Origin of the sequence: Chryseobacterium sp. 22532, from assembly GCF_052044665.1 — a bacterium.
GTDB classification, from domain to species: domain Bacteria; phylum Bacteroidota; class Bacteroidia; order Flavobacteriales; family Weeksellaceae; genus Chryseobacterium; species Chryseobacterium lathyri.
Genome location: NZ_JBQENJ010000004.1, coordinates 124134 through 147190, shown reverse-complemented (window position 1 = coordinate 147190; position 23057 = coordinate 124134). Strand labels below are relative to the sequence as shown.

Here is a 23057-nt window from a genome sequence, read left to right as displayed (position 1 = left end):
AAAAACAAGACCTTAATTGAAATCTATAAAATCATCTAAGGCCTTGTAACTACTGTATGAAGAAAAATAATATTAATCTTAAACACCACTGAATGCACTGAAACCACCGTCAATAGGCAATAATGCACCCGTGATAAAACTTGCGGCATCTGAACAAAGGAACTGGACAGCTCCGTTGAGTTCATCTGCATTTCCAAAGCGTCCCATTGGCGTTTTGGCGATGACTTTTTTGCTTCGATCAGTTAAAGAACCATCCGGATTCAATAAAATCGCCCGGTTTTGATCTCCTATAAAAAATCCGGGAGCAATTGCGTTGACACGAATTTTATCGCCAAATTTCAACGCTACATCCGAAGCGAGCCATTGGGTAAAATTGGTAATTGCAGATTTTGCTGCTGAATAACCAGCAACTCTTGTGATTGCTGAATAAGCCGCCATTGAGGAGATATTCACAATACTTCCATTTCCCTGATCTGCCATCACTTTTCCGAAAACATAGCTTGGATAAACGGTTCCGTTGATATTCAAATCGGTTACTTCGTTCCAGGCTTCCATTTTCAGGTCGAAAAAAGATTGGTCGGGAGCTAATGTTGCAGAAGGTATATTTCCTCCGGCAATATTGAGCAAAATATCAATTCTACCGTATTTTTCAAGGATTGTCTTTGAAGCAGCTTCAAGACTTTCCACATTCATTACATTGGCTTCTACGGCAAATGCATCACCACCCGATTCTGTCAGTTCTTTAACACGAGCGTCCAGAGTTTCCTGGTTTCTTCCCAATGCTACAACTTTGGCTCCGGCTTCTATGAAACTTTTAGCCAGACTTCCACCCAACACCCCTGAGGCGCCTGTAATTACGGCTACTTTATCTTTTATGCTGAATATTTCGTTCATTTTTACTTTTTATAATAATTTATTGCAAACCTTAGATTTAATTTCTTTGCAATTCTGACTGTACAGTAGCCATTACTCCTTCGATTTGCCCTAACGCAAGCATTCTTCCGAGAAATGAATATCCTGGATTGTAACCTTTATCAATATCTTCTGTCAGTAATCTTCCATGATCTATACGCATGGGCAAGCCGGGATTTTCTTTTTCAAAGATTTTGATTACTTCGATCAATTTTCCTCTTCCACCCAAGTGATGGGCTTCGATGAAATCTCCGTTTTCAAAAACATTAGTGCTTCTTAAATGGACAAATTTTGTGCGGTGGGCATATTTTTGGGCAAGTTTCGGAACATCATTCTGAAGACCCGCACTTAAAGAACCTGTACAGAATGTGAGCCCGTTGTGAGGATTATCGACAGCATTTAAGAGCCAGTCGATATCTTCTTCATTGGTTACGATTCTCGGTAAGCCTAACAATGAAAACGGCGGATCATCGGGATGTACACACATCTGGATATTCCATTTTTCGCAAACGGGCATTATTTTTTCAAGGAAATATTTCATATTCTGACGGAGCTGGTTTTTATCAATCCCATCGTATAATGCCAGTAAACTTTTGAAAATAGCTACAGGATTCTGGTCTTCTTCCTTGATGTTTCCGTTAACAAAACCCTGTGTTTTTACAATGATCGAGTCTATCAGATCATTGTTATCTTCTTCCGTTAAAGTATTTTTTAATTGTTCTACTTTTTGAAGAATCTCTGAATTATAATCGTTTTCTGCACCTTTTCTTTGCAGAATATGAATTTCAAAATAAGCAAATTTAGCTTTATCAAAATATAATGATGACGAGCCGTCTTCCCACTGATAAAACAAATCTGTACGGGCCCAGTCTAGAACCGGCATAAAGTTGTAGCAAACTGTTGTTACTCCAGATTTTCCCAGATTTTCAAGACTCTGGATATAATTTTCTATTAATTGATCTCTATTTTCGCCTCCGTATTTTATGGCCTCACTTACGGCCAGACTTTCTACAACAGACCAGCGAAGTCCGAAACTTTCTATATAATTTTTATAATCATTAATCGCGTCCGACGGCCAAACTTCTCCGTTCGGAATATCGTGAAGTGCAGAAACAATACCTTCTACCCCAATTTGACGGAGCATATCTAATTTTATTTTGTCTTTTTTACCGAACCAACGCCAGGTTTTTTCCATAAATTTTATTTTTTTCATTAAAGCAAAGCAGGTGTAATAGAACACCTACTTTGCTTCTGTTAACATGAATGCATATAATATTAATTGTAACCAGGATTCTGATATTTGTCCTTGATATCTGCAGAGACTTCCATAGCATCCAATTGCCCCCGAGGGATTGGTCTCAGATAATGAAATTTCTGAATATTACGCGTTACAGTCTGCGGGGTATGATCTCCGTAAGCAGTTCCTGCAATTTTATAAGTAGCTGCATATTCTTCCCACTTCTGTGTACGTACCAGATCATACCATCTGTATCCTTCGCCATAATACTCACGGGATCTTTCTGCCAGAATGTAATCTATGGTAATGGTATTCGGTGTAGCAGCAATCATTGCAGCACTGTTATCCTGTACTTTTGCAACATTTCCGCTAACACTCCAAACCCATTTTCCTGCTCTGGCTCTGATTACATTAATAAGATCTCTAGGACTCATAGATCCGGAAGCTCCTTTAACTGCTGCCTCAGCTGCCAGGAAGTAAAATTCTGAAAATTTAGCGGCTACAAACGGACGCGTTAAACTTGGATTTGGATAGCCTAAACCGTTACCGTTATCTGTACGGTAAGTTCCTATTTTCCATATACCAGGATATACCACTCTGCTGATCCCATTTGGTGCCACTACCCAGTCTGCCCTTCCCGGAAGCGTTCCTGCTCCAATATTACTATTTCCTGCATTGGAACTATAAGCCGGCACTGCAGAATCATCATTGAGAAACGTTAAAATAGGGTCACCAGGATGTACGGGAAGACTATTGGCATTATACAGGGTAGTCTGAGTCATCCCTGCTTTGTCCCAGTTACCACGGTAGGTCGTAACGAATGTACCGTCATATCTGGAATCATTGGTTTTATCAGCAAACGTATTTTTAATAACTTCAATGGTAGGAGCCATACGTGTCCAGGGACGCCCTAGATCTTGTGTAGCTGCTCTTTGTACAGAACTGACAGCAGACCAGGATGTACTGGAAGTACTGCTCCTGATATTAGGGTAATTCCAGGTCATCATCCAGGCAGCAAAATTATTTGGAGACCAGCCATCGCCGTAACTTGCCTGAATAACCCCTTCATTATAATAAGCACTTGTCTCTGTATGGTCTGCATACAGCATACATTCCTTGTTACGGTCATTTGATCCTACATTTAAATTATAATAGGTAGGCTGTAAAGCATACGGTCCGGGACTGTTGATCCCATCTAATGCAATATCATAAGCTTTTTGGAAGTACCATTGTGCATTGTGACCATCAGGATCTGTTCTTGTTGCTTCCGGATAGGTTGGAATGTTGTTTGGATTTTGCAGCCACCATGCATACGTTAAATAGGCTTTTGAAAGATATAATCTCGCAACATTTTTGGTAACACCGCCGGTTACTCTTGGGCTTGCAGGAAGATTTTCAATGGCTTTGATCAAATCAGGGAAAATGGCCTTTGTGTAAACCTCTGAAACCGTATTTCTAACTGAAGTGGTGGTTGGCGAAATATTGAAGGCCAGTTCTCCTGAACCTAAATCAAGTGGTGCGCCACCGTACGTCTGAACCAGTAAGAAATAATAAAATGACCTGAAAAATCTTGCTTCTGAAATCAGTGATTCGGATACATTAATTAACGGACCATTTTGTATAACTCCATTTGCAGAATTGATGGCAGGAAAGACAGATCCCCACACCATACTTGTTGGGAAAGTTGAACTGTCAATATTCCCGTTATTGGACATATCCATAGCTTTAAAGTTGCCATCGGCATCTTTTCCCCAGGTTGCCTCATCAGTACCCGTCATGGTAGAATTTAAGAAGTAGCCGTTTCCATACAGCATTCTCAGTTGTCTATACAAAGACGTAACCCCTTGTGTAATTCCTCTTTCTGTAGTAAAATCTTCCGGTGTATAAATACCTCTTGGCTGTTCATCCAATATCTCATTACATCCTGTACTGAATGTTAATGATGCTAAAAACAGAGCAGCGATAAATTTTTTATTTAAATTGATCATGATTTTTTCTTTTAAAAGGTTAGATTTAGCCCCATCATATAGTTTCTTGTAGAAGGATTATTCGTACCAATTACCAGCTGATTGCTTTTGTATGAGTTTACAGCCTGATTTTCATTCCCTCTCGAATTCGGTTCAGGATCCATCCCTGATTCTCTGTAATAAGGAGAACCGAAAACAAATGGATTCTGTACTGTTACATATAGTCTCAGACTGCTTACGCCTAAATCATCCAGGGTATTTTTATTAAAATTGTACCCCAATGTGATGGTTCTTATTTTTACGTATGAGCCATCAAATAAACCTAAAGTTGAACCGTATTTCGGATTATCTCCGCTCATCATTCCACCTGGTTTCGGATAGCGCACGTCTGGATTTTCTTCAGTCCAGTAATCAACATCCACGTTATTTCCTCTTCCCGATAATCTGTTGAGATATCCTGAAGAGCCGTATAGTGTACTGATTAACACTCCCCCTTTCTGAAATGCTCCAACCACACTAAGATCAATATTTTTATATGCTAACCTTGTATTGAAACCTCCCATAAAATCCGGATTGGTATCGATAATCTGTCTGTCAGCAGGCCCGATAGCTCTGGTCGGAGTTCCGTCTGCATTGTATCCACCTGTATATAAAACTTTGATCATTCCCACATTTCCTCCAGGTTCCAATACGCTCAGATAAGGATCTCCATGCTGCCACAAACCTATATACTGGTAATCATATAATGCGTTGATATTATGACCAACAAACCATAAATTCCCCTCGTTTCTGTCAGTTCCGGAAGCTAATGCTGTAATTTTATTTCTGTTGGCATATAAATTACCTCCAACTTCCCAGCTAAATCCATCAGGATTATTGAAAATAGTACCATTAAGAGATATTTCGAAACCTTTATTCTCTGATGCTCCCACGTTCTCGGTCACAGATCCCAAACCGCTGGATGATGGCAACCCTTTACTTAACAATAACTGTTCTGTCTTCGTAACATAATATTCTACGGTACCGCTGATGATTCTGTTGAATAAAGTAAAATCTAATCCATAATTCCAGGTTTTTGAAAACTCCCAGCCCAAATTTGCATTTGAAGCTGTATTTACATAATTCCCGATGACAAATTCATTTCCAAAATTGTAAGGCACCGTACTTAAACTCCCAAAAGTGGTATAAGGCCCGACAGACTGGTTGGAAGTCTGTCCAAAACCGGCTCTTAGCTTAAGCACATTGATATATTTTGAATCTTTAAGAAAGTTTTCATTGGCAATATTCCAACCCACAGAAATTGCAGGATAGGTATGCCACTGGTGCCCTTTCGCTAAAACTGAGGCTCCGTCTGAACGGACAGTAGCCGTAAGCATATAACGGTTATCATATTGATATAAGGCTCTTCCCATAAAAGACATAAGGCCTCTTTTATAATATCCCTGATTATTTGGATCAATGGTTACCTCACCTTGTGCATGGCCTAAATTAAAGTATTGAAAGGCATCGATAGGAACATCTCTCGCTGATATGTAAGAGCTGTTATACTTGGTCTGTTCCGCAGAATATAATGCCGTTGCACTAATTTTGTGTTTACCAAAAGTTCGGTCATAAGACAAGATATTTTCCAAAACCCACTGCGTCGTCAACGAGTTTCCGATTCCAGCTGAAGACTCAGTAGCAGGATTTACATTGAGTATACCGGTTCCTGTATAGGTTCCGCTATTTGAATTTCTATAGGTAAGACCAACATTAAGCCTGTATTTAAGACCTTCAACTCCTGGTATTTTTAATTCTCCATAAAGGTTATTATATGAACTAAAAGCATTTGTACGGTCAGCATAGGCATCGCCTAGATTTTCGAGAATACCTCTGGTCTGGAGAGCCGTCTGATCGATGGCACTATACATGACAGTTTTAGGACTCCCGTCAGCCTTATAGGGACTAACCAATGGCGAATACCCTAACATAGGGGCACCGCTAACGCCGTTAAAGTCGTTGATAGAAAAGTTTGAGTTGGTAGAGAAGCCTATTTTTATGAACTTACTTACTTCCTGATCTAAGGAACCCCTAATAGAAAGTCTTTTATAACTTTGCAAAGGGACAACTCCATTTTGCTGAAAATACGCGACACCAAAGTTGTAATTCCCTTTTTCGCTTCCTCCTGTAACCCCTACATCATGGTTCATCATCAGTCCCACACCGTAATATTTATCCTGCCAGTCTGTATTTATATCATTGAATTCATCTTGCGCGTTGGTGAACATTTTGGCATCTGCACGTAATTTGGCAAACTTAGGCCCATCCATCACCGGATATTTAGAGAAAATAGTCTGAAATCCAGTATATCCGTTATAGGTAAATCTTGCTTTCTGACCTTTTGATCCTCTGTTTGTTGTTATTAAAATGACTCCGTTTGCACCACGTGATCCATAAATCGCTGTGGCAGAAGCATCTTTAAGAATATCCAAGCTTTTAATATCCGACGGGCTGATATCTCCTAAAGAACCTACAAAAGGAATTCCATCCAATACAATCAAGGGGTCATTAGAGCCTGTTAATGAACGTTCTCCTCTGATACGGATCTGTTGTACAGCGCCGGGTTTTGTAGAGGTTCTGCCAATATCAACTCCCGGAAGACGTCCCTGTATCGCATCGGTTATATTGGCTGAAGGAACTTCTTTGAGAGCAGTACCACCCAGGGACGATACTGACCCGGTAACCGCTTCTTTTTTCTGTGTCCCATATCCAATTACAATAACTTCTTCTATCTTATTTTCTTTGGCAACAGTATCTTTTTTACTTTGAGAATAAGCTAAGCTTGACGGTAACAGAGCCATGGCGAAAAATATCGCAGCCCTGTTGGTTTTAGCAAAATGAAATCTGTTCATAATTATTATTTTTAATATTACATTAATAGAAAGGCTATTAATAAATCCTTAGTGTTATAATGAAAGCCTTCTATAATTATTAGATATACATGTTCACGATTGCTTCAAACAATTCCTGTTTTCCGCTTTTGGCCTGAGGTTCACCCACCTCATGAGCAATTCGCTGAAGGTCTTCCAGTGTAAGATTCCCTTCTTCGAAAGCTTTTCCGTTACCGCTATCAAAAGAAGCATAGCGCTCTGTCCGTAATTTTTTATAATCAGAGTTTTCCAGTATATCTGCAGCAACTAATAATCCTTTGGCAAAAACATCCATTCCAGAAATATGGGAGATAAATAAATCTTCAGGATCGGTAGAATTTCTTCTGATTTTCGCATCAAAATTAACTCCGCCATTTCCTAATCCTCCTGCAGGAAGAAGTACCAGCCAAGCCTGAGCCAGGTCACGATAATCCACAGGGAACTGGTCTGTATCCCATCCGTTTTGGTAATCTCCTCTATTGGCATCAATACTTCCTAATAATCCTGCGTCGACTGCTACCTGAAGTTCATGCTCGAAGGTATGTCCCGCCAGGGTAGCATGATTAACTTCAATATTAAGTTTAAAATCTTTGTCTAAACCGTAATGTCTCAGGAAGCCAATCACTGTTTCAGAATCGTAATCGTACTGATGTTTAGTTGGCTCCATTGGTTTTGGCTCAATAAGGAATGTTCCCTTGAAGCCCTGACTACGGGCATAATCACGGGACATTGAAAGGAAGCGGGCCAGATGGTCTTTTTCTCTTTTCATTTCAGTATTCAGCAGACTCATATAACCTTCTCTACCGCCCCAGAACACATAGTTTTCGCCACCGAGAGCAATCGTTGCATCAATAGAATTTTTCACCTGAGTTCCTGCACAGGCTACCACATCAAAATTTGGATTGGTAGAAGCTCCGTTCATGTATCTTTCATGCGTGAAAACATTGGCTGTTCCCCACAGAAGCTTAATCCCAGATTCTTTTTGCTTTTCTTTGGCATATTCCACAACAGCCTGAAGGTTTTTTTCATAGTCTTTCCAGTTATCTGCCGGAGCAACTAAGTCTACATCATGAAAACAGTAATATTGGAATCCAATTTTAGACATGAATTCAAAACCTGCATCCATTTTATGTTTAGCTCTGGAAACCGCATCATTACCAATATCCCAAGGATGGTGGATCGTTGCTCCGCCGAACGGATCACTTCCGTCTGCACACAGAGTATGCCACCATGCCATTGCAAAACGCATCCATTCTTTCATTGGTTTTCCCATCACGATTCTATCTGCATCATAATAACGGAATGCCATAGGGTTTCTACTTTCTTTACCTTCAAATCTGATGTTTTCAATACCTGGAAAAAATGCTTTTGTTTCTGTTAAAATGTTCATATTATTTGATTTTATTTTTAGTTTGTTCTTTATAATTTAATACAGGAATCCCCTGCCTGCTGATTTAATAGGTCCGCAGGTACAATGAATAGCTTCGTTGCAGGATGATTAAATGATTTCGTTAAGATGCTGTTTCCACCTTGAGTATGCTTCTAAATATTGTTCTCTTTTTTCTGTTTCAGGTTCTATAACTGCTATTTTTTCGAGGGATGAAAATGCCTCTGTTGAATCTGCATAAAAACCTATTCCCATTCCGGCAGCTCTGGCAGCCCCTACCGCTCCGTCTGTGTCGTAAAGCTCAATCACTGCATTGCTTACACTGGCAAGCGACTGTCGGAAAATTGAACTTAAAAACATATTGGCATTGCCTGCCCGGATCACCTGGATGTCCATTCCCATATTTCTCATAATATCCATTCCATATTCATATGAAAAGACAATTCCTTCCTGTGCTGCACGCAGAATATCTCCTTTTGTATGGATGTTGAAATTAATCCCGTGCATAGAACAGCTGGTATCTTTGTTTTCCAAGACTCTTTCTGCCCCGTTTCCAAAAGGGATGATACTTAATCCTTTTGATCCAATCGGGGAAAGTGATGCCAGATCATTCATATCACCATAGGAAGACAATGAGGTTGCAAAATTGTGCTTTAGCCAGGAATTTAAAATTCCTGTTCCGTTAATACACAGCAAGACTCCCAATCTGGTTTGCTCAGGACTGTAGTTGACATGGGCAAATGTATTTACCCGTGACAGGGTATCATATTCCAATTTATCCAGCACCCCATATACCACTCCCGAAGTGCCGGCTGTTGAAGCAATTTCTCCGGGATTGAAAACATTCAGAGAGAGCGCATTATTGGGTTGGTCTCCTGCCCTGTATGAAATTGGGGTTCCTTCTTTTAATCCTAATTCCTGAGCTGCCGGTGCAGAAACCGTTGACTGGATACCGAAAGTAGGAATGATTTCAGGGAAAAAGCTTTTAGGGATTCCATAATAATTAATCACGTCTTCAGAAATACAGTTGTTTTTAAAGTCCCAGAATATGCCTTCAGAAAGTCCTTCAATCGTCATTCCTATTTCACCGGAAAGCCTCATGGCAATATAATCTCCCGGCAGCATTATTTTATCAATCTTTTCAAAAATTTCAGGTTCATTTTCCTTTACCCAGGCTAGTTTTGATGCTGTGAAATTTCCGGGAGAATTAAGAAGATGGGATAAGCATTTCTCAGTTCCAATTTCCTGAAAAGCTTTTTCACCATAAGGCACAGCACGGCTGTCACACCAGATAATCGAAGGCCGAAGCAAATTTTGGTCTTTATCGACCAGGATCAGTCCATGCATCTGCCAGGTAATACCAATTCCTTTGATATCTTCAGGATTGATTCCGGATTCATGCATTACAGATTCATGTGCCAGCTTTAAATTCAGCCACCATTCTGCAGGGTTCTGTTCTGCCCAGCCTGGGTTGACTGCCATGATTTTCATTTCCTTTTTTGGAGAAAAGTCTGATGCAATAATTTTTCCACTGGATGCCTCAATGAGACAAACTTTAACAGAAGAACTGCCTATGTCATATCCTAGCAAATACATAATTTGAAAAGGGGGATTTATTTAATTAGTTTAGTGTTGTTTTTTTTATAGATCTTGGCATCGAACCGATAGTATCTTGCTGCCCGGTGCGATACGTTTTGCTCTATCTCTTCTAAAGGAATGATATAATTAAATGATGAAATTTTTTTATGAAAATTCTTGATATCGATCTGTTTTTCACTTAACGCGCTGTACAGCTGGTACAGCTGTCTTATTGTAAATTTTTTCGGCAGCAATTCAAAAATAATAGAAAAATCGGTCTCAATCCATCTTCTTATTTCTGTTAAAGATTCATTAATGATCTTATTATGATCAAAGGGTAATGCCGGGACCTGATCTACAGGATACCAGTCGACTGTTTCATATTTGGTGCTGTTAATTTTATGATCGATTTTACATAGAGAAAGGTAGGCCACCGTAATAATCCTGTCAATATTATGCATATACTCGGTCCCCATCCACTTGATATCAATCTGATTGCTTGCGCGAAATGGATCAGCAAAGCATTTGAACTGCTTGAGAACCATTTTTTTTATTCCTGTTAATTCATGAAGAACCCTATGGGCTGCATCATCCACATCTTCATTACTGAAAATCAGGCTACCCGGCAATTTTCTTTGCCTATCCACTGGTACATCGTCTACATGACGTTGCACAAGTAAGATATTGAGTCTGTTGTCATGGTCAAATCCAAATACCACACAATCAACAGAAACATAGGTATGAATAAAATCCTGGTTCATCTTTTATTAACATTAGCGTAACATCACAAATATAAAAATTCAATTGAGAAAAAAAAATAAAATCTACATTACAGGCTATATATCAATAGATTATATATCATTTTTTTATGATAAGAATGATGTAAAAAATATGATAAGGTTATCATTAATTTTATGATTATTATTTCAGAATACCTTAATATATAGCTATTTAAATGTTAAATTGACACTTAAAAAATTAATATTTATTTTTATCTAATTTATGATAAGAAAATTTTAAATTTTATTGATATTTTTTAAAAAAGTTATAAGAAAAACGTCCATTTTCTGTTTAAACCCATATATTTAAGACGTGTATTTTTTACAATTATTCAACCTAAAAGGTAAAAAGTTATCATATCATAGGATTTTTCTATACACAGCTAGGGAATTTCTAAACTTCTTCACGAGGGTTTAAAAAGGGTTTTCATTATACATCTATAAAAACGTACAGATGATTTACTTTAAAAAGATTTACAGGGATAAACTTTTCATAAAAACCTGTGCTTAAAAAATTATATTAATTAATCTATACTATTCCAAAATAGTACTGTTTTCTCTATCTTTATCTTTTCAATCAATAGATCTTTATGAATAAACAGTCTGATCAAAATGTTGATGTCATGAGGGCCCGGCTTCAGGAAATGCAGAAGGATCATCTGGTGATTTCATCTATTAATACTGCCTTTGCCAAAGTTTTAGATAAAAAACATTTCAGCATTGTATTAAATCAATCCTTTAAAAATGAATTTCTATGTGATGGCATTATGGTCCTTACAGCAAAGGATCATAAGCAACAGATTTTTTACAGTTCTTTAATTACCGGAGCGTATGATGATAGCTCTTCCGATTCACTGGATATTTGTTTTGAGCAATGCATGCAATCACCGGAACCTGTTACTTTTTACCTTAAGGATTTCTCTGAAAGGAAAGCATCAGTACCATATTTTACCCTTGCAAAAAAACTGGGAATGCATATGGCAGTGGGATTTTGCTTACCATCCATAGGAGATCATAAAAACGTGATTTTCCTTTTGTATAAAAATTTCACTGAATTCAATGGCCGGTTAGAAAGGCTATTGGGAGGCATCTCTACACAGCTGTCAATTACCATCAGAAACATTCTGTTCTCGGAAATGCTGGATACTTTTCATATTTCAGCACCTGATTCTCAAAAAGATATAAAGCCTGTCAGAAAAGATGAGGTAAGAAATCAAGAAGGGTTTAACGGAATTATTGGAAATAGCAAGGCCATGCAGCATATTTATGAGCAAATCTCCCAGGTAGCCTCTTCATTATCCAGTGTGATCATCTATGGCGAGACCGGAACGGGAAAAGAGCTGATAGCACAGGCTATCCATGAACTCTCCTCTTCGTCTCATCACTCAATGATCAGGATTAACTGTGCATCCATTCCTGCCAATCTTATAGAAAGTGAACTTTTCGGTCATGAGAAAGGCAGTTTTACGGGTGCTACGGAACAGCGTAAGGGAAAATTTGAACAAGCGAATAACAGTACTATTTTCCTGGATGAAATTGGGGAGCTCCCTTTAGCTCTTCAGGGAAGATTACTGAGAGTTTTACAGGAGAAAGAAATTGAAAGAATCGGCGGGAATAACACCATTAAAGTCAATGTCAGGATTATTGCTGCCACCAACCGGATTCTGGAAAAAGAGGTTGCTGAAGGGAGATTCAGGAGTGATCTGTTCTATCGTCTTAATGTTTTCCCCATTCATTTGCCTGCATTGCGGGACAGAAAAGAAGATATCCCGCTACTGGCCGATTATTTTCTGAAAAAAATCAATCTGAAAACAGGCAAAAAAATCAATGGATTTTCTCAAAAAGTAATCCATGCAATGAGTGAAAATGCATGGCCGGGAAATATCCGTGAGCTCGAAAACATGATCGAAAGAAGTATTCTTACGGCAAAAGACAGTACCATCAGAAAAATGGATTTACCGGAGATTTTCGGACAAAAAACAGCTGATCAGGATTTTCAGATTAAAACATTACACCAGGTGGAAAAAGAGCATATCCTAAAGACCGTTGAAAAATGTAAGGGACGAATTTTTGGGCCACAGGGAGCGGCTTTATTATTAGGATTACCGGCTACCACATTGATTTCAAAAATGCAAAAATTAGGAATACAGAAAGGGCATTATTTTAATAAGAGCAATTAAACTTAAAATTACTGTGAAACCGCTAATCATTCTGATTCCTTCATACTCATTTCAATTTTCCCTGAAGATAAAGCCCAGAAGATCCACAAGCCTAAAATCATTATTAAGGAAACCGCAGGAATCCAAAACGAGAACATCAATGCAATGAGATAGATGGGAAAACCATAAAGGTAATTATTGCGGATTTTTTTAATCGCAGCATCCGTAATTCCCGGACGCAAAAGCTTCTTATTGCGGCTGGCTACAAACCAAAGCAAATTATAGGCAAAATTGATCAGAACAAAAGTTCCCGTATATATAGCTACAACCATAGAAGATGCCTCCCCATTGAAATATCTGGCCAGCAAAGCGGTAGGATAAGAAACTGCAGAAACTAAAAAGAGAATCAGTCCGTTGGCAAACATAATAGCCGAATTACGGCTGTAGATCTGTTTGAAAATCTTATGATGATTCACCCACATTATAAAAATGCTGAAAAAAGAAAGGATAAAGGCTAAAAATACAGGCCATTGACTCTTCATAAAGGTGAAAAGATCATTTCCGTTTTTTATTGCATGTTCTTCCGGTAAGTGAAGATCCAAAACCAGCAGTGTTACGGCAATCGCAAAAACAGCATCACTGAACCCTTCTATTCTGACGGTTTCTTTTTCTATATTGTTGCCCATTTTTTAAACTTAATTAGGTTGAAAATTGCATGAAAAATGCTTCACTTATCCATAAGTGACTTCAACAAGATTAAATGTGTAAATTATTTTTCTTTATTCAGGTTTATTTATACCCTTTATCAATTCCCAGCTTCTTCATTTTGGAATAAAGTGTTTGAGGCTGCATTTTCAATAATTCAGCCGCTCCTCCTATTCCAGAAACTTTCCCGCCGGAATTTTGCAGGGCATTCAGAATATGATCTCTTTCCATTTCCTCCATCGATTTTAATTGGCCCTGAGGTTGATCAAAAGGCTTTTCTATGATATTGGGAAGGTCAAAATTTTCAATTTCCGCTGTTTTTGCCAGGAGAACACTTCTTTCTATAAGATGTTCCAATTCCCTTATATTTCCCGGCCAGTTGTAGTTATGAAGCTGATCTAAAGCTTGTGCACTTATCGAAGTAATATTTCGTCTTGAAGCTGATGCATATTTGGTCAGGAAAAAATGAGCTAACAATTCAATATCTTCTTTTCGTTCTCTTAATGGCGGCAGTTCGATGGGGAAAACATTTAACCGGTAATATAAATCCAGCCTGAATCTTCCTTCCGCCACTTCTTTTTCTAAAGACCTGTTGGTTGCTGCAACAATTCTGACATTGACCTTAATGGTTTTATTCCCACCCAATCTTTCGATTTCTTTTTCCTGAAGCACACGCAGAAGTTTTACCTGTGAGTCTAAGGGTAATTCACCGATTTCATCCAGGAAAATAGTTCCTCCGTCTGCCTGTTCAAACTTCCCGATTCTCATGGCATTGGCTCCTGTAAAGCTTCCTTTTTCATGACCGAAAAGTTCAGATTTAATGAGAGAATGAGGCAATGCTGCACAGTTCACCACCACAATAGGCTGATCTTTTCGTTCTGAAAGTTCGTGTACAGAATGGGCTACTTTTTCTTTTCCGGTTCCGCTTTCTCCCACCACAAGTACGGAAGTATGGGTAGGTGCAACCACTCTTATTTTTTCAATAACGTCCTGAAGGGAATTGCTTTTTCCGATAATTCCTTCAATGATACCATGATCACTGGTTTTCACAAACCCTCCTCCTTCCTCAATGCCGAAACGGTATTTGGCAATATCAAGCATGACGATCAGATCCCGCTCACGGAAAGGTTTAACCATAAATCCATAAGGCTGGGTTTCTTTTACCGCTTCCAGCGTTGACTGATTGGTGTTGGCCGAAATATATAGAAATGGCAGGTTGATTTCACGCAATTCCCAGGCAAGATCTATTCCTGTAAGATCGCCTTTGAGCATAATATCAAGAAGGACCCAATTGGGTTTATTTTCTGCAATTAATCTCCTGGCCTGAACTACCGAAGAGGCAATTCCGGTGATCTGGTAACCTGCCTTTATCAGCATAATCTTAAGATCATTGGCCACGATGAATTCGTCTTCTACAATTAAAATTTTTTCTTTCATTCTGATTTAAATTTCAACGTCTTATTTTGAAATATCAATTTCTGTTTTTTTCCTAAATGTGATGATGATCTTTAAACCATTTTTATTTTCCAGGAGAAAAGTTCCGTCGAGCTGGTCAGTTAATCCTCTCATGAGATTCATGCCTAGAGATTCGCTTTCATCAATGTTAAAGTCTTCCGGAAGCCCTACTCCATTATCGGAAACAATCAATTCGAAATAGTCTTTTCCGATACTTTTAAAAGTGACGATAACCTCTCCTTTCCGGTTTTCAGGAAATGCATATTTAACGGTATTATTGATCGCTTCGTTGACAATGAGTCCCATGGGTACAGCCTGCGAAACGTCCAGAAAAACCTTGTCAATATCCATCGTAAAGCTGACCTTCTTTTCTGATGAATAGCATTCTCTGATGTAACTGATCAATTCATAAATATACCACGACATATCTATCATTGACAGATTATCTGACTGATACAGTTTCTGATGAATCAAAGACATGGCGTGCATCCTGTGCTGGCTGTTCTGAATGGCCATTAAAGCATCTTCATTCTCCAGGTACGCTGACTGTGTATTTAAAAGGCTGATTACGATCTGCAGGTTGTTCTTTACCCTGTGATGAATTTCCTTCAGCAGCCATTCTTTTTCGGACAGCAGTTTTTTCAGCTGCTCATTCTGTTCATCGATCTGCTTACGTTTCAGCTCAAGCGTTTTATTGGCATTACTTTTCAGTCTTGACCGGTTGTAAAGTAAGGCTGCAAAAATAATCAGCACCAGAATGCTTCCTATAAAAATGTACTTTACAAAAGTATCATTGGTAATCTGAATTTCCTGAACTTTTCCTTTCTGGGTAAGCAATTGGATGTTTTTATCTTTCTGATCTGTTTCAAACTGGATTTTCAGGCTGTTGATCTGCTTGCTTTTTTCGCCGTTAAAAACAGAATCTGAGAGCTTTTTATACAGCTGGTAATGTTCAATTGCGTCAAGATATTTTCCCCGGGCAGAATCTGCTTTAAACCAAATCAAATGATTTTCAGAACGCAGCATATCATTCCCGTTTTTTTTGGCTATTGAATCAAAAAGCTTTGCCTCACGATACATTGCATTATAATTCCTGGTCTGGTAATGATAAAAAACAAAGCTTCTCAACAGTGAAATCTGCTTGTTATTCTTCTCTCCGTTTTCACCATAATAATCCACCAGTATCTTATAATACATTTCAGCATTACTGAATTTTTTAAGAATGGTATACGTACTGAAGAGAATATAATTTTCAGTCATTTCAAATTCCTGGTCTGTAATCGGGTACCGGGCTTTATATTCTTTTATCATGGCAATCGCTTCCTCAAATTTCTTTTGTCTGATCAACATGGTAGAAATATTGTTAGCCACTGTGCGTACGTATGAATTATCATTGTTCTTTTTGGCAATGGTTAATGCTTTTTTCCAATATTTTAGGGCATCGTCATTTTGGCGCAGATAATAGTAAACCATTCCTACATGGTTGCATATGGAACTCATCTGCAAAGAATTATCATCAAGGCTCTCGGCTGTTTTTTCAGCTAAAAGTCCGTAACGTAAAGCCTCCTCGTAATCTGCTTTCTGAACTTCAGCCTGAGAAAGGAAATTATAAACACCCTGCAATTCTTTAAATTTAACCGATTGATAAACGGATAAAGCTTCTTTAAGCAATGGTATCGACTTATCCGGATTCTCCATTATGTTATACAGCTCACCCAGATCTTTTAAAACAGATCCCTGCTTCAGCTTTGCTCCTGAATTTTTATAAAGCATAAGAGCTTTCTCTTTAAGCTTTATTTTGATATCGATATTTTTGGGATCATTATCATACATAAAAGAAAGCTCCTCATATCCTTCTCCTGTCTGTTCGGTCATTTTATGGGTTTCAAAATAATTGACAGCCTGTTTCATTTTTGAAAAGGCAACTGTTTTATTCCCTCTTTCTTTATCAATCTTTGCCTCCAGAAACATTGATTTTCCTTTGTTCAGCTTATCTCCGGTTTTTACACTCAGCAGGTTTGCTTCCCTGTTAAGGATGGCCGCACTGTCGAGATCTTTTTTCACTTCTCCCTGTTTGGTTATATAAAAATCGCTCAATCTCAGCAATAAAGTTGTTTTCTGCGTATCATTTTTTGAAGAAGAGATCTGCTTTCTCAGCAGCACAGGATTTTCCCTGGTTTGAGCTCTTAATGAGATACTTAAAAACAGCAAAACCAATGAAAAATAAAATATCTTTAGTGGATTTCTATTAATAAAATAAAGGATAAAATTCATTTTTTAAAGATAATTCATTCTTCAATTATTTACCAGTCTTTACAGACTAAATTTTACGGTGATAAAGATAGCAGATGATCATTGCCAACCCCGGTAAAGCCAGTGTTACAAGACCGAACTGTTTCCCTGCAAAAGCCCCTAAAAAACATCCGGTCAAAAAACCTAAAATAGTAACCAGTTGTTTTTTTAAACTGGCCAGGGCATCCACATCGTTAAAACCGTTTTTCATTAAATTTCCAACATCCAAAGATGCCTGGGTGACATTTCCGGTCATCATCGTAGTGGGCCCGTGCGTTTCTTTAGCATATAATTTTCCGAAAGCATTCTGCAGTCCCATCGCAAAAACAGCGACCATAGCAACGGCATACATCATCCATTCTGTAAAAATACCGGCATAGCTCAGTATGGCTACGGTAATTCCACTTAATAATAGCAAAAGTCCTTCGCAAAACAGAATGGTATAGTGATTCGTCACCCTATAAGCAATCCGCCCTCCTGTGATGACCGCCAGGATAAATACGGGAAAAGTAAGCAGCTTTACCCATGCGTGAACATCGGAACCTTTCACCAACTGATAGGCAAATACAATAAAGTTTCCCGTAACGTGCGCTGAAAAAACAGCATCCGCCGATACAAAAGTTACGGTATCACAATATCCCGCGATCATGGTTAAAAGTAAGGTGACAAAGCCTATATTATTCTTTATTTCCATCCTTTTTATTTTAAATGTGAACGCAGCATCCAAGCCATTTTTTCGTGAGTTTCCAATAATCCGGTGATATAATCGCTGGTTCCTGCATCATGAAATTCAACAGCAAAGTTTTCTATATGTTCACGAAGATGAATCAAAATACTTTCATGATCAGAAAGGAGTTCTTTCATATAGGTGAGGCTGTCATTCGATTCCAAGTGATGCTCAGACAAATGAGTCAGGGCAAGATATTCTCTTAACGTAGCCGGTGCATAATGTCCCAATGTTCTGATTCTTTCGGCAAGATTATCGATAATCTCATCCAGCTGCCCATATTGAGCCTCAAAAAACAGATGTTTGTTGTAGAAATCTGCTCCTTCCACATTCCAGTGGGCTTTTTTTGTTTTGGTATAGAGTACAAATTCATCTGCTAATGTCTGAACCAATACCTCAGCGACTTTCGCTAAGTTTTCATTTTTTATTCCTATTGAAGTTTTCATTTTAAAGTAGATTTAATAAATAATAATCGAGTGAATATTTTCCTGCACCCAGAGCAAGAATTAACAGTAAAGACAAGGTGTACATATAAGGTACATCGCGCACTTCGGGAGAATCTTTTCTGTGAACGATGAAATAGCCGATCGCCGTTACGCCAATTGTGGGTAATATGGCGAGTCTGGTTCCCAGACCTAAAATGATTAAAAAAGGAACAACCAAATCGGCATACGAAGCCACCAAAGCATTCATTTTTTCCGGAAGTCCGAGAGGATTCGGAATGATTTCCTTCTGCCCGTTTTCCAGCCTGAACTTTTTCAGTCCGTGAACCCTGAATAACTGGATGGCAAAGAGTACCCGGAAGATCAGAAAAGCAAAATCATTATAAGATGATCCTAAATCGGACACAAGGATCTGTTTCAAAATTTCCATAATTTTCAATGTTTAAAAGGCAAAACAGGAGCATCCCAACGCACCCCAGAATGAATGGTAATTATTAACAGGGACAGAACTCATTCTTGCTGCATCGTGGCTGTGATGATGTATATCGCAACTTCCGGCACAGCTGTGCACCTGTGAAGTCAGAGGGGCTTTTAAGTTTGCTTTTGCATTTTTTTCAATATCTTTCTGTACATGTCCGCCCACAGGATAATAACCATTGTACAAATTGACCGGTGACCAGTCCGGAAGAACAGGGATGGACGGTGGTGCGAATGAAGAAAAGTCTCCTTTTGCATAGACAATTTTACCGTTCACAATAGTCATTTCCGATTCTATACTTTTGATTTCTTCATCTTCTATCGTGAAGTAATCCTTATCAAGCACTGCCAGATCAGCAAACATTCCTACCTGGATATCTCCTTTTTTCTGCTGTTCCTGAGAAAACCATGCGCTTCCCCTGGTATACAACTCCAGGGCAACTGCTCTGTCCAGCCTTGTTTCGTGATACAGCTGAAGCCCGCCAACCGTTTTTCCCACAGTAAGCCAATACATAGACATCCAGGGATTGTAACTACTGACTCTTGTTGCGTCTGAACCACCACCAACAGGCACTTCCATTTCAAGCATTTTCTTTATGGGAGGAGTATTTTCTGCCGCTGCTGAACCGTAACGGTCTGTAAAGTATTCTCCCTGGTAAGCCATTCTGCTTTGGATGGCAATTCCGCCGCCGAGCATTTTTACTCTTTCAATATTTCTTTCATCAATGGTTTCAGCGTGATCAAAAATCCACGGAAGCCCGTTGAATGGCATATCTTGGTTTACCTTTTCAAAAACATTTAAAAATCTTGTGATGCTTTCATTATAAGTGGCATGAAGTCTGAAAGGCCACCGGTTTTCCACTAATAATCGGACTACTTTTTCGAGGTCAGCTTCCATATTTTCGGGAAGGTCCGGTCTTGGCTGTAAAAAATCCTCGAAATCTGCGGCAGAGAAAACCAGCATTTCTCCAGCTCCGTTATGACGGTACATATCATCACCCTGATAAAGCTTTACGGTGTCAATCCATTCGCTGAAATCTTCAAACTCATTCTTTGGCTTTTGAGTAAATAAATTATAGGCAATCCTTACCGTTAACTGCTTATTTTCATTCAGTTCATTGACCACCTGATAATCATCCGGGAAATTTTGAAAACCACCACCTGCATCTATGACACTTGTGATCCCAAACCGGTTCAGCTCTTTCATAAAATGTCTGGTAGAATTTACCTGATGTTCGTAGGATAATTTTGGACCTTTTGCCAATGTTGAATATAAAATCATTGCATTGGGTGTTGCAATAATAAGCCCTGTCGGTTCTCCATTTGAATCTCTTTCAATATGACCGCCCGGAGGTGCCGGAGTATTTTTGGTATACCCAACTGCTTTTAGTGCTGCTCTGTTCATTAATGCCCTGTCATATAAATGCAGGATAAAAACAGGGGTTTCCGGGGCAATCGCATTGATTTCTTCTAACGTAGGCATTCTTCTTTCCGCAAACTGAAATTCTGACCATCCGCCCACAACACGTACCCATTGGGGTGAAGGCGTGCGGTCAACCTGCTCCTTAAGCATGCGGAGAGCGTCGGCTAACGAAGGAACACCATCCCATCTTAATTCAAGATTATAATTCAATCCTCCCCGGATCAGGTGAATATGGGAATCATTAATTCCAGGAACAACTCTTTTCTTTTTAAGATCGATAATCTCTGTGGCTGCATCTGCAAACTGGTCTACCAACCCGTCATTTCCCAGAGCAATAATTTCACCTTCCTTCATGGCAACAGCTGAAATATCCGTTATTTCTTTACTGAAGCTGTGAATCTTTCCGTTATATAAAATAAGGTCTGCTTTCATAGGAATTATTGGGCATTCAGTTTTGAAACAGCTTCTTTAATTCCTTCTCCTGCAACACTGAAAAATGACGGACCTGCAAGCAATATCAGTTTCTGTAACTCCATTTTTTCAGATAAATGCTGGGTATTTAAATACGACTGTGTACGGTAGGCATCAAATGCTCCTAAAACCACATTTCCTGCAACCAAAGCTGTGGGAGAATCTATTCCGGCATCTTTAATATCGCTGGCAAAAGAAACCGTTTTTACGTTCAGCCTCAAAGCTTCTCTCATTGCAACGCTTCCTACTTTTTTCATTAATCCGGCATCGAAAGAATTTCTGTCGCCCAATCCTATCAGTAACAGTTTCTTAGAGGCTAAACTTTCTTTCGGTGGCGTTATGAGTAATGTTTCCAAAGCATAGCCTTTGAACTGACCTTTTTTTCTGACTTCTGTAATGATTCCTTTTAATGCTTCATCCAGGTGAACCATTCCGTTCAGTTCGGCAGGAAGTGCAGGGGGATTGAAAATATCACCTTCCGTATACTCGAAAACGCAGGCAATCTGAAGGTCTGCCACAGCTGCAGATGGTCCCTGTACAAGACCAACAACAGAAACCCCGTCTACTTTCCCCCACGTGGTGGTGGTTCCTACCGCTGCTTTTGTTTCAGTTAATGTCTGCGCTGAAACAAACTGGATTCCTGAACTTGTAAGAATCAATGCGGCAAAAACCGCTTTGGACCAATTAAAATATTTTGATATTGAATTTTGCATAATAAATGATTTTAGTAATGATTAAAATTTGAATCCTAACCGGATATTGTAGAAAACGCCACTTTTAGCATTAGGAATAATATCTTCAATAAAAGCTCCTTTTCTGAAGTACTGAATTCCGCTCACTAAAGAGAAATAACGATTAAAACTGTAGGTAAAATTGGTTAAATAGGCTGTTCCGATATATCTTTTATCAGAACTGCTGCCTGGCCGATTGAGCACCCCACTTGGTCTGTACACCCCATCCTGAAGAGCATACCGCCAGTTGAAAACAACATCCATCTGCATTTTGAGTTTAGAAGTTAAGTCCAGGGTTATATAAGGATGAATATCTATAAGATTCACCGGTCCGATCTGTGGGCTGAAGCCGAAATATCCGCCTTTTGGATAGAGAGGATTAAATGTCTGAAGCTTTCCATCATCTTTCGAGTGATCTCCGGAAATGTAATCGTTCCTCAGGTTGATGCTGGGTCTGAATCTTACATTTTCAAACAGATAGCCAATATCCACGGAACCTGTCCAGGCACTGATATGCTGATCTCCAAAACTTCCAAACTGATACGCTGCTTCAAGATTATAGATCAATCCACCGCCATATTTCCAAAATCTACCTCCGATCGTGTGGCGTTTTTCTTTTGCCGCCCCAGCTTCAAAAACGGATTCGTCTCTTCGCATCCCGATATAATACAGATCAAGGTTTCCGGCTTGCGGAAAAATTATTTTAGAATAAGCGCCCCACAGATTGAGCTGTTTTGAAATCTTATTATCAAAAATTCCTGCATTGATACTATCTGCCATCATGGCAAAAGCATCTACAAAAACATTCTTATGGGAATACATTATTTTAGCTCCGGTAAAAGAAAGTCTTGCATTGGGACCTTCTCTTACAGAGATTAATCTTCCCGAACCGTAATCAAGTTCCTGACGGCCCAGCCTGAAAGTCAGTTTCTGAGCTGTTTTATTGATCAGGTTAACATCAATAAAAAGGTTTTGAATGCTTAACTGATCTTCATCAATACCTCTTGATCCGTTTTTTCTTCCGTTCTGTAAAGCACTTCTGATCTGTGAAAAGACCCTGATATTTTCTCCCAAATGCATATCTGCGTGAAGATCATACCGCTGCAGAAAAAAGTTGTTGTGTCCTATATCCAGTCTTCCCCAATCTTCATTGTTGAAATCTACATATTCATAGCGTGCCTCGCCTCCAAAAGACAGATAGTTATCTTTCTTTTCATTAAGGGGAAGAAATTTTACCCTGTTATAAAAAGTATCTGAAGAATCTTTTAAATATTCATAATTCTCATCGTAACGCAGGAGCTTGAAACTCTGGGCAGATAAGTTTTCTGAAAATAAAAAAAGCAGAAAGATGACCGTTTTTAAAGACCATATGTAATGTGCAGATCTCAACATTGAAAATTTTTAT

Annotated in this window: 17 protein-coding genes; 1 reads left to right on the top strand and 16 read right to left on the bottom strand. The window is 38.9% G+C overall.

What is annotated here, in order from left to right; all coding sequences use genetic code 11:
- Positions 1–78: 78 nt before the first annotated feature.
- From ACTJIV_RS12030 to ACTJIV_RS12000, 7 genes are all read right to left on the bottom strand, one after another.
- Positions 79–894, bottom strand: coding sequence for an SDR family oxidoreductase (locus ACTJIV_RS12030; protein ID WP_440627720.1), 816 nt, complete (start codon positions 892–894; stop codon positions 79–81).
- Between the two features lie 37 nt (positions 895–931).
- Positions 932–2107 carry a mannonate dehydratase gene (gene uxuA / locus ACTJIV_RS12025; protein WP_440627718.1) on the bottom strand — a complete coding sequence of 392 codons (1176 nt, stop codon included), beginning with the start codon at positions 2105–2107 and terminating at the stop codon, positions 932–934.
- Positions 2108–2187: 80 nt separating this feature from the next.
- On the bottom strand, positions 2188–4137 hold the full coding sequence (locus ACTJIV_RS12020) for a RagB/SusD family nutrient uptake outer membrane protein (protein ID WP_223559768.1): 1950 nt from the start codon (positions 4135–4137) through the stop codon (positions 2188–2190).
- An 11-nt stretch (positions 4138–4148) separates the two neighbouring features.
- On the bottom strand, positions 4149–7007 hold the full coding sequence (locus ACTJIV_RS12015; RefSeq protein WP_336379278.1) for a SusC/RagA family TonB-linked outer membrane protein: 2859 nt from the start codon (positions 7005–7007) through the stop codon (positions 4149–4151).
- Between the two features lie 79 nt (positions 7008–7086).
- Positions 7087–8415, bottom strand: a complete 1329-nt coding sequence (xylA, locus tag ACTJIV_RS12010; RefSeq protein WP_223559769.1) for a xylose isomerase — start codon at positions 8413–8415, stop codon at positions 7087–7089.
- A gap of 108 nt (positions 8416–8523) precedes the next feature.
- Complete coding sequence (locus tag ACTJIV_RS12005) at positions 8524–10008, bottom strand: xylulokinase (RefSeq protein ID WP_440627715.1); 1485 nt, start codon at positions 10006–10008, stop codon at positions 8524–8526.
- Between the two features lie 17 nt (positions 10009–10025).
- Positions 10026–10751 (bottom strand): NUDIX hydrolase, encoded by a 726-nt coding sequence (locus ACTJIV_RS12000; protein ID WP_111952731.1) that lies wholly within the window; start codon positions 10749–10751, stop codon positions 10026–10028.
- A 608-nt stretch (positions 10752–11359) separates the two neighbouring features.
- Here ACTJIV_RS12000 and ACTJIV_RS11995 point away from each other — a divergent pair.
- On the top strand, positions 11360–12949 hold the full coding sequence (locus ACTJIV_RS11995) for a sigma-54 interaction domain-containing protein (RefSeq protein ID WP_440627713.1): 1590 nt from the start codon (positions 11360–11362) through the stop codon (positions 12947–12949).
- A gap of 26 nt (positions 12950–12975) precedes the next feature.
- On the opposite strand, the gene ACTJIV_RS11990 is transcribed toward ACTJIV_RS11995, so the two are convergent.
- The 9 genes from ACTJIV_RS11990 to ACTJIV_RS11950 all read right to left on the bottom strand — a co-directional run bounded on the left by ACTJIV_RS11990 (position 12976) and on the right by ACTJIV_RS11950 (position 23044).
- On the bottom strand, positions 12976–13614 hold the full coding sequence (locus ACTJIV_RS11990) for a TMEM175 family protein (RefSeq protein WP_440627711.1): 639 nt from the start codon (positions 13612–13614) through the stop codon (positions 12976–12978).
- 103 nt (positions 13615–13717) lie between these two features.
- Positions 13718–15070, bottom strand: a complete 1353-nt coding sequence (locus tag ACTJIV_RS11985; RefSeq protein ID WP_440627709.1) for a sigma-54-dependent transcriptional regulator — start codon at positions 15068–15070, stop codon at positions 13718–13720.
- A 21-nt stretch (positions 15071–15091) separates the two neighbouring features.
- Positions 15092–17362, bottom strand: a complete 2271-nt coding sequence (locus tag ACTJIV_RS11980) for a tetratricopeptide repeat-containing sensor histidine kinase (protein ID WP_440627707.1) — start codon at positions 17360–17362, stop codon at positions 15092–15094.
- A gap of 46 nt (positions 17363–17408) precedes the next feature.
- Positions 17409–18074: a YoaK family protein gene (locus tag ACTJIV_RS11975; protein ID WP_436806758.1), complete on the bottom strand. Its 666-nt coding sequence runs from the start codon at positions 18072–18074 to the stop codon at positions 17409–17411.
- Positions 18075–18079: 5 nt separating this feature from the next.
- Positions 18080–18553: a Dps family protein gene (locus ACTJIV_RS11970; RefSeq protein ID WP_111960325.1), complete on the bottom strand. Its 474-nt coding sequence runs from the start codon at positions 18551–18553 to the stop codon at positions 18080–18082.
- Between the two features lies 1 nt (position 18554).
- Positions 18555–18980 (bottom strand): DoxX family protein, encoded by a 426-nt coding sequence (locus ACTJIV_RS11965; RefSeq protein ID WP_440627704.1) that lies wholly within the window; start codon positions 18978–18980, stop codon positions 18555–18557.
- A 12-nt stretch (positions 18981–18992) separates the two neighbouring features.
- A complete protein-coding gene (locus ACTJIV_RS11960; protein WP_440627702.1) occupies positions 18993–20882 on the bottom strand; it encodes an amidohydrolase in 1890 nt (629 codons plus the stop codon).
- A 5-nt stretch (positions 20883–20887) separates the two neighbouring features.
- A complete protein-coding gene (locus tag ACTJIV_RS11955; protein ID WP_440627700.1) occupies positions 20888–21634 on the bottom strand; it encodes a M17 family peptidase N-terminal domain-containing protein in 747 nt (248 codons plus the stop codon).
- Between the two features lie 21 nt (positions 21635–21655).
- Positions 21656–23044 (bottom strand): alginate export family protein, encoded by a 1389-nt coding sequence (locus ACTJIV_RS11950; RefSeq protein ID WP_440627698.1) that lies wholly within the window; start codon positions 23042–23044, stop codon positions 21656–21658.
- Positions 23045–23057 lie beyond the last annotated feature (13 nt).

What these genes read in the sequence shown, in the direction of transcription:
- ACTJIV_RS11970 (WP_111960325.1), bottom strand. Translation starts at nt 18,553, where the DNA reads ATGAAAACTTCAATAGGAATAAAAAATGAAAACTTAGCGAAAGTCGCT.
- ACTJIV_RS12005 (WP_440627715.1), bottom strand. Translation starts at nt 10,008, where the DNA reads ATGTATTTGCTAGGATATGACATAGGCAGTTCTTCTGTTAAAGTTTGT.
- ACTJIV_RS12000 (WP_111952731.1), bottom strand. Translation starts at nt 10,751, where the DNA reads ATGAACCAGGATTTTATTCATACCTATGTTTCTGTTGATTGTGTGGTA.
- uxuA (WP_440627718.1), bottom strand. Translation starts at nt 2,107, where the DNA reads ATGGAAAAAACCTGGCGTTGGTTCGGTAAAAAAGACAAAATAAAATTA.
- ACTJIV_RS12020 (WP_223559768.1), bottom strand. Translation starts at nt 4,137, where the DNA reads ATGATCAATTTAAATAAAAAATTTATCGCTGCTCTGTTTTTAGCATCA.
- ACTJIV_RS11960 (WP_440627702.1), bottom strand. Translation starts at nt 20,882, where the DNA reads ATGAAAGCAGACCTTATTTTATATAACGGAAAGATTCACAGCTTCAGT.
- ACTJIV_RS11985 (WP_440627709.1), bottom strand. Translation starts at nt 15,070, where the DNA reads ATGAAAGAAAAAATTTTAATTGTAGAAGACGAATTCATCGTGGCCAAT.
- ACTJIV_RS12015 (WP_336379278.1), bottom strand. Translation starts at nt 7,007, where the DNA reads ATGAACAGATTTCATTTTGCTAAAACCAACAGGGCTGCGATATTTTTC.
- ACTJIV_RS11995 (WP_440627713.1), top strand. Translation starts at nt 11,360, where the DNA reads ATGAATAAACAGTCTGATCAAAATGTTGATGTCATGAGGGCCCGGCTT.
- xylA (WP_223559769.1), bottom strand. Translation starts at nt 8,415, where the DNA reads ATGAACATTTTAACAGAAACAAAAGCATTTTTTCCAGGTATTGAAAAC.
- ACTJIV_RS12030 (WP_440627720.1), bottom strand. Translation starts at nt 894, where the DNA reads ATGAACGAAATATTCAGCATAAAAGATAAAGTAGCCGTAATTACAGGC.
- ACTJIV_RS11965 (WP_440627704.1), bottom strand. Translation starts at nt 18,980, where the DNA reads ATGGAAATTTTGAAACAGATCCTTGTGTCCGATTTAGGATCATCTTAT.
- ACTJIV_RS11955 (WP_440627700.1), bottom strand. Translation starts at nt 21,634, where the DNA reads ATGCAAAATTCAATATCAAAATATTTTAATTGGTCCAAAGCGGTTTTT.
- ACTJIV_RS11975 (WP_436806758.1), bottom strand. Translation starts at nt 18,074, where the DNA reads ATGGAAATAAAGAATAATATAGGCTTTGTCACCTTACTTTTAACCATG.
- ACTJIV_RS11950 (WP_440627698.1), bottom strand. Translation starts at nt 23,044, where the DNA reads ATGTTGAGATCTGCACATTACATATGGTCTTTAAAAACGGTCATCTTT.
- ACTJIV_RS11990 (WP_440627711.1), bottom strand. Translation starts at nt 13,614, where the DNA reads ATGGGCAACAATATAGAAAAAGAAACCGTCAGAATAGAAGGGTTCAGT.
- ACTJIV_RS11980 (WP_440627707.1), bottom strand. Translation starts at nt 17,362, where the DNA reads ATGAATTTTATCCTTTATTTTATTAATAGAAATCCACTAAAGATATTT.